This window comes from Massilia sp. DJPM01, assembly GCF_030348125.1.
Taxonomy (GTDB): Bacteria; Pseudomonadota; Gammaproteobacteria; order Burkholderiales; family Burkholderiaceae_D; genus Telluria_A; species Telluria_A frigida.
In genome coordinates, this window is record NZ_JAQOZV010000111.1 from 1 (window position 1) to 6,458 (window position 6,458).

Genomic DNA, 6,458 nt, shown 5'->3' on the forward strand with positions numbered 1-6,458 from the left:
TAAGCTCGGGCATGGCGTTGGTGATGATCTTTTGAGAGAATTTGCTTCTAGGTTGAAGACAAGCGTGCGTATGGTTGACACAGTTGCGCGACTTGGCGGCGACGAATTTGTGATGATCCTAGAGCAACTGAACGAACCGGCCGATTCTAAAATCATCATCGACAAAATTATGGAAAACGTGCGTCGTCCGATTGCAATTAAAGAGCACGTTTTGAACATCACGACCAGTCTCGGAGGCGCGTTTTATGTGGGAGAAAATTGGTCCTCCGAGGAACTGATATCCTTCGCCGATAAAGCGCTCTACAAAGCAAAGCAAGCTGGTCGTGATCAGGGTTTCTGGGCACCTAAAATTTAGCACGCTAAAGTCAGCGGCTAAATTCCGGCCCATCCTTCTTTGGCCCTAACCGTCCCTCGCGCTGCCGCTCCTGGGTAGCCCTCTCCAGTTCGGCCTTGCGCCTGACTTCGCCCTGGGCGAATTCCACAGCCTGGCGCACCAGCTCGGCGCGGCGATCCGCTTCGGCCTTCGCCGCCCGGTCGGCCATGAACTTTGCATGGAAGTCAGCGGCCCCCTTGCTGAGCACCTCCACAGCGTTGCATTCCCGCTTAGCGGCGGCTAGGTCGCCCGATAGGTCGATGATGCTTCGATTAACCTGGGCCAGCTCGCGTTCCTGAATGCCCTGGGCGCGGGCCTCAAGCAACCGGGTAACTACCTGTTCCTCGATGCGCTTCCCCACTTCGGTTCTAACGCCATGCCGTTCCATGCTGGTGACGAAGATACCCAAGTGACTTGTCGGTATCCGGTCGATGCCCTGGTCCTTCAAGCTGCGATGATCGACTCGCGCGTCGATTCCGTTTTCCCGTAGGCGCTCATTTGTCAGGACGGCCCATCTGGTACGGACTGCATCGAGGTCAGCGGCGCGGTTGCGCCCTGCCTTCTCAGTGTCGAGCTTGTCGGTTAATCCCTCCGGTCCCACCTTGCGGGTGGTGCGGAGGATATGGGCGTGATGGTTCCGACTATCGCCTTCCTTACCTGGTGCGTGGATCGACACATCGACGGCGCAGCCTTCGGCGTTAGCCATCTCCTTAGCGAAGTCCACCGCCAGCCGTCGCCGCTCGTCCGGTGAAAGCTCATCGGGCAGAGCCACTTCAAACTCGCGGGCGACGCATGCATCCTTGCGACGCTCCGCAGCTTCGGCAGCGTTCCACAGTGCAGACCGATCAGCAGCCCATTCGGGCGCATCATCGGGCAAAACAAGGTCCGTAGACGCGATGCCACCCTTACGGGTGTAATCGTGTATCTCGCCCGTACGTTTATCGGAAATCTCACACCCAGCGCGATATGCGGCGGCGGCGGTCGAACTTCGACCGGCTGACCGCGATATCGCTTTTACGCTGAGGTGGTAGATTGCCATGGGTATCGTTTTTGTCTTTGTCGCGCAGAGAACGCACGAGTTGACGCAGTCAACTCCTAAGTGCGCCCTTGCTCTTCGCCTTCGCTCTTTGCCGGGTCCTGTCGCCACCACCATTATAGCTGGCTTTACGGGCTGAAATTACGCCGCTAAAATAGGCGTTATCGACCACCAAAAGCAGAAGCGATTATCATGGCAAAAAAACCACTAGAAAAGCCAGCTCTGCCAGTAAAGGTCAAATTCCTCTCCGAAAGAGACCAGGGAATATTAGAGCTACCAAAATTTGTGACACGGGCGAGAGAGCGACCACAGAAAAAGCCAACCACTAAAACCAAGAAAGCGCCAAATGACAGCTAACATCGAAAAAGCACAACAGCGAGTTAAAGACTTAGAAGAAAAACTTAAACAGGCCAAGGCGCTGAAACAAAAAGTGGAAGCACGGGCCAAAGCAACTGAGAACAAACAAAAACGTGCCGCCGATACCCGACGCAAAATTCTGGTTGGTGCCGCCATTCTTGCCAAGGTCGAGCGCGGTGAGTGGCCCAAAGACAAAATGCTTGAAATGATGGGCCAACAACTCACCAGGGACGACGACCGCGCATTGTTCGACCTGGCCGCAGTCGGAAAACCCGCATCATGATCGGCTGGTGGATCGTCATCGCGCAGGAAACACCAGAGGATCGAGACGCAAATCCTGATAAAAAAGCTGGTGTGATAGCGAGCTGGGAATCGAGCTTAAGTGGACTAGACGGCTCGATAAGATGACGGAACTGGGTAAGGCCACCCAGCTCACAAAAGGCGGCTATCCGACTCGGTACGTCGCCTTCGCTAAAGACGTGCTGCCATTGATCAAAGACGGCCCGCCTAAGCATCACGATATGGAGATTATTGGGGATGACTACGTGATGCCCAATGGCTGGTCAGGCAACATCACAATGCACCTCGATAAATTCGCCACATGCCCACCAGGCCAGATTTTGACGATTGATGCCTGGGACCTCGACTGAGCGGTAGCTTTTACCGCTGTCGTCAACGCCACTACGCAGCCTGGTGCGTAATCTTCGCGATATTGTCACGGCGACTACGCACCAGGCTGCGTCATCCCAGCAAAAAGCGACCATGCACTACGAAACCTATTTCGTCATGTGCGAAAGCTCTAGCTGTGGACAGCCCTCCGGGCCGCGTGCACAAGCCATGGACAGGGGATGCACAACGCTACGCGTTGCACACGCCCTGCCCACAGCTTGCACACACTCTGACCACAGCAGCCGCGTGATTGCTGGCCGTTACCCCGACCGCCACGATTGAGAGATTTTTTCCTGAGACACCAGACCCGTAAATTTCGACATGTCGAAAAATCGGTCACTCCACCGCCCTATTAAACGGGTTTCTGAAGCTCATGCATACCGGATCGAGCCTGCTGCCGCGTCCCGAGAGGGCGCGGGGTTTCGGCTGGCGCTCACGGTGAGCAGGTGCCCGAAGCCCCGGTTTGCCGGGGTGAGGCGGTAGCCCCCGCACCGGTAGGTGTGCCCGTAGGGCAGGGCGTATCCCGCCGAAGGTCTGCGAATCCAACCGCTAGCCGCCGAGTCGCGCCGTTCAGTATTCCTTGTGCGCGAAGCGCAGTCTAAAAATACCCTCCCGGAGCCCCCGATTAAGAACTAAGAAGGGGCGTTGAAGTAACCCCCGTGGTTGAAGGGTGTCATTTTCAGAATAGGTGAGTCGGTCTATCAGACGTGCGAAGTCGGTCTATCAGAATAAGCCTTGTTTTTGATCGACCGATTATCTATAATTGAAACCGGTCTATCAAAATAAGGGGTTGAAATGAGTGAAGGTCGATACAAATTGAACCCTTTTTTGGAGGGCATGATTATCCCGGTTAAGGGTAGGCAAGTCCGCTTATCCAAGCTTGGGCGCGATGACAACGTAATGATCAATCAGGCCACGGGGGAGGTACTGGGCACCCACGTAACGACCTACAAGGCCGTCGATGGGGAGCAATTTGTTAAGCTTTTCACTGCCAATATCGCGTTGACCTTTGACCTCAAGGCTCCCGGAATCAAGGCATTCACTGTGCTGCTTTGGTCAGTGCAGAACAAGGCTCTATCCAAGGATGAAGTGCCGCTCGATGCAATTGTCCTAGAGGAGTTTACCGAGGCGCACAAGGACAAAGAACCTCCGATTCGTCTAAGCATCGCTACCTTCCTACGAGGACTGGCCGAGCTGGTCAAAGCACAGATCATCGCCAAGACGATGCGTCAAGGCTGGTACTTCATCAACCCCAACTTTATTTTCAACGGTGACCGAGTGGCTTTCACGACAGTGATTCAACGGGCAAAGCGGAACCGCGACCCGAACACAATAGACCTGTTGGAAGGCAAAACCGATGCGGAAAGAGCGCGTGACGAGGCGGCAGCATGACAAACCACACCGTGAACTACAGCTATGAAATTCTTCCGCGCCCGGTCGAGCTGGGCGGGGGCTGGCGGCTGCGCCTCCTGGAGGGCGACGTCGAGGTCGGCGGCGGCGTGTTCCCGCCATCCGAATTCACCGAGAATGAAGCTGACGCTTTGCAGCTCGCCCACTTCGACGCCGAAGATGAGGCATACGCCTGGCTTAATTCCAGGGACACGGCAATGGCTGTTCCAGATTCCCCCGAGCGTCAGCGCCGCCAAGATGCTGTTGATTTTGCCTTGGTAAACTTAGGGCTATCGGCCTTTGTCCCATCGGACGAAGTACGGTATCAAATGCAGCTATTCATCGACGGTGAAATCCAACTTGATGACGTTTTAAAGGGCGTGTTGGACTGCTCCATAAAGGGGAGGCGTGATGGATGCCGATGACCTGATGGCACTGTACGGTACTGCGCTCAAGCAGCAGGAAGCGGCCACTGACGCGATCACCGGCCTTGCGCAAGAACGTACGCAGCTAAGCGCGACCATCGAGGCACTACAAAACACCTCCAAAAGCCTCCAGAAGGCCGCAGGAGACGCCGCATCCAAGGCGGTGACAGAAACCCTGGGGCAAGCACCTAAAACGGCTCAAACTGCCTTTGACGCGGCCACAGATGCGCTAAATGTCGCCGCCGGCAAGGTACTCACCGCCGGCGCCTGGCTCACTTGGCAGTTTGCCGTGGTGTTCATCCTGGTGGGCGCGGCCGCGGTGCTCACCAACTACGCGATCGGCTACTTCACGCAGAGCCAAATCGCAGACCTACGCGTGGAGAAAGCAGCGCTGCGCCTGGAGAAAGCCGAACTGGAGGCCAACATCGCGGATCTAGCCAAGCGCGGCGGGCGGATCAAGCTGTCCACCTGTGGCCCGGCAAACCGGTTGTGTGTGCGGATCACCGCCAAGCAGGGTGATGCATTTGGTCAAACCGACTACCAAGGGGCATGGGTAAGCGAAGACAACAAAACACGCTTTGTTATACCCCTCGGCTACTAAATTTTCGCAAAGAGACTTTTCAATGAGCACAAACATGCCGGTGGCGTCTATCAATCTTTACGATCAACACTCAATGGCTTTGGCTAATGCAGTCCCCCAAATCGTATGGACCGCAAACCCAGACGGAGGGCTGGATTACTACAATCAACACTGGATCGAATACACGGGGATGTCTATTGAGCAGACATTAGGGTGGGGGTGGGAGCCAGTCCTGCACCCTGACGACCTTCAAAATTGCGTCGAGGTATGGACCGATGCTTACACCAGGGGCGTGCCTTATGAGGTCGAATATCGTTTTAAACGGGCCTCTGATGGAACCTATCGCTGGCATCTTGGGCGAGCCTTACCAGTACGAGACCTGGACGGAAAAATCATCAAATGGTTTGGGACTTGTACTGACATCGAAGACCAAAAACAGGCCGTTGTTAACATAGAAAAAAAGGTGGTCGAACGAACGGCAGAACTCGCTGCGGTTAATAAAAGCCTACTCATTGAGATCGAACAGCGGAAGTTACTTGCTCAAACACAGCAACGAGATGCTATTCGCCTCAATGAGATCATCACAACACAATGTCAGCTGACGGAGGCCAAGCTTGATCTTGAAGCCTTTTTTCAGCTTGTTATCTATCGAATGGACGCGCTAACAGGTGCAAGTGGCTCAGTTGTAGAGCTAGTTGAAGGCGATGAAATGGTGTATCGGGCCGCTTCTGGAGTGGTTCGTGCATATGTTGGCCTACGACTGAATCGCGGAAGCAGCATCTCCGGCTTATGCGTTAAATCGCAGGAAGTTTTGCACTGCGTTGACAGCGAAACCGATGACCGCGTAGACCGCGCTGACTGCTTACGTATTGGTATCCGTTCGATGGTTGTTGCCCCACTTTTCCATGAAGGAAAGGTGATTGGAGTGCTCAAGGCTATGTCATCTGATCCCCATGCCTTTAGTGGTGCCGACATGCAGACACTACAACTGATGGCTGGCCTAACTGGCTCTGCTATCTCACATCAAGCTGCGTTTAACTCCAAGGAAAAATTGCTTGGTGAACTCAGTACAGCATTATCAGTGATTGAAACCAACGAGCGCCACACTAGGACGATTATTGAAGGTGCCCATGACGCTTTCTTGGCGACTACAGGAGATGGACAAATCCTCGACTGGAATCTTCAAGCCGAAGCTACATTTGGGTGGACACGCCAGGAAGCCATTGGCCAACAATTGGAGATGCTAATTATTCCCCCACGATACCGTGATGCACATGTAGCAGGCATGAAGCACTTCGGCGCGTCGCGAACAGATTCCATTATCAACAATCGTATTCAAGTTATCGCTTTGCGTAAAAACGGTAACGAGTTCCCTGTTGAACTAACTGTTAGGATGATCAAAAAAGCCACCGGCGACATTGAATTCTGCGCGTTTTTGCATGACATCACGGACCGCAAACGGATGGAAGAAGGGATGTTGCAGATGGCGCAGATAGATCAACTGACTGAGCTTCCCAACCGAAGATTGTTCAATGATCGCCTTACAAACGCAATGGCAAGAACGCAGCGTGACAAGAAGCTGATGGCCTTAATCTACCTGGACATTGACCATTTCAAGACTATTAACGA

At 54.1% G+C, this 6,458-nt stretch carries 8 protein-coding genes; 7 read left to right on the forward strand and 1 reads right to left on the reverse strand.

Features of this window, described 5'->3' with window-relative positions; genetic code table 11:
* Positions 1–355, forward strand: a 355-nt coding sequence (locus tag PO883_RS33420; protein WP_289313628.1) for a diguanylate cyclase domain-containing protein, incomplete at its 5' end; no start/stop codon positions are given.
* Positions 356–365: 10 nt separating this feature from the next.
* On the opposite strand, the gene mobQ is transcribed toward PO883_RS33420, so the two are convergent.
* A complete protein-coding gene (gene mobQ / locus PO883_RS33425; protein ID WP_289313629.1) occupies positions 366–1,412 on the reverse strand; it encodes a MobQ family relaxase in 1,047 nt (348 codons plus the stop codon).
* Positions 1,413–1,755: 343 nt separating this feature from the next.
* On the opposite strand from mobQ, the gene PO883_RS33430 reads away from it, so the two are divergent.
* The 6 genes from PO883_RS33430 to PO883_RS33455 form a co-directional block, all read left to right on the forward strand.
* Positions 1,756–2,049 carry a mobilization protein gene (locus PO883_RS33430; protein ID WP_289313630.1) on the forward strand — a complete coding sequence of 98 codons (294 nt, stop codon included), beginning with the start codon at positions 1,756–1,758 and terminating at the stop codon, positions 2,047–2,049.
* Between the two features lie 121 nt (positions 2,050–2,170).
* Positions 2,171–2,416, forward strand: coding sequence for a hypothetical protein (locus PO883_RS33435; RefSeq protein WP_289313631.1), 246 nt, complete (start codon positions 2,171–2,173; stop codon positions 2,414–2,416).
* Between the two features lie 814 nt (positions 2,417–3,230).
* Positions 3,231–3,827: a replication/maintenance protein RepL gene (locus PO883_RS33440; RefSeq protein WP_289313632.1), complete on the forward strand. Its 597-nt coding sequence runs from the start codon at positions 3,231–3,233 to the stop codon at positions 3,825–3,827.
* Entirely contained in the window at positions 3,824–4,249 is a 426-nt protein-coding gene (locus PO883_RS33445; RefSeq protein ID WP_289313633.1) for an antitoxin VbhA family protein, read from the forward strand. The genes PO883_RS33440 and PO883_RS33445 overlap by 4 nt, the downstream gene beginning before the upstream one ends.
* Complete coding sequence (locus PO883_RS33450; RefSeq protein ID WP_289313634.1) at positions 4,236–4,850, forward strand: hypothetical protein; 615 nt, start codon at positions 4,236–4,238, stop codon at positions 4,848–4,850. The genes PO883_RS33445 and PO883_RS33450 overlap by 14 nt, the downstream gene beginning before the upstream one ends.
* A gap of 22 nt (positions 4,851–4,872) precedes the next feature.
* Positions 4,873–6,458, forward strand: a 1,586-nt coding sequence (locus PO883_RS33455) for a PAS domain S-box protein (RefSeq protein WP_289313635.1), incomplete at its 3' end; no start/stop codon positions are given.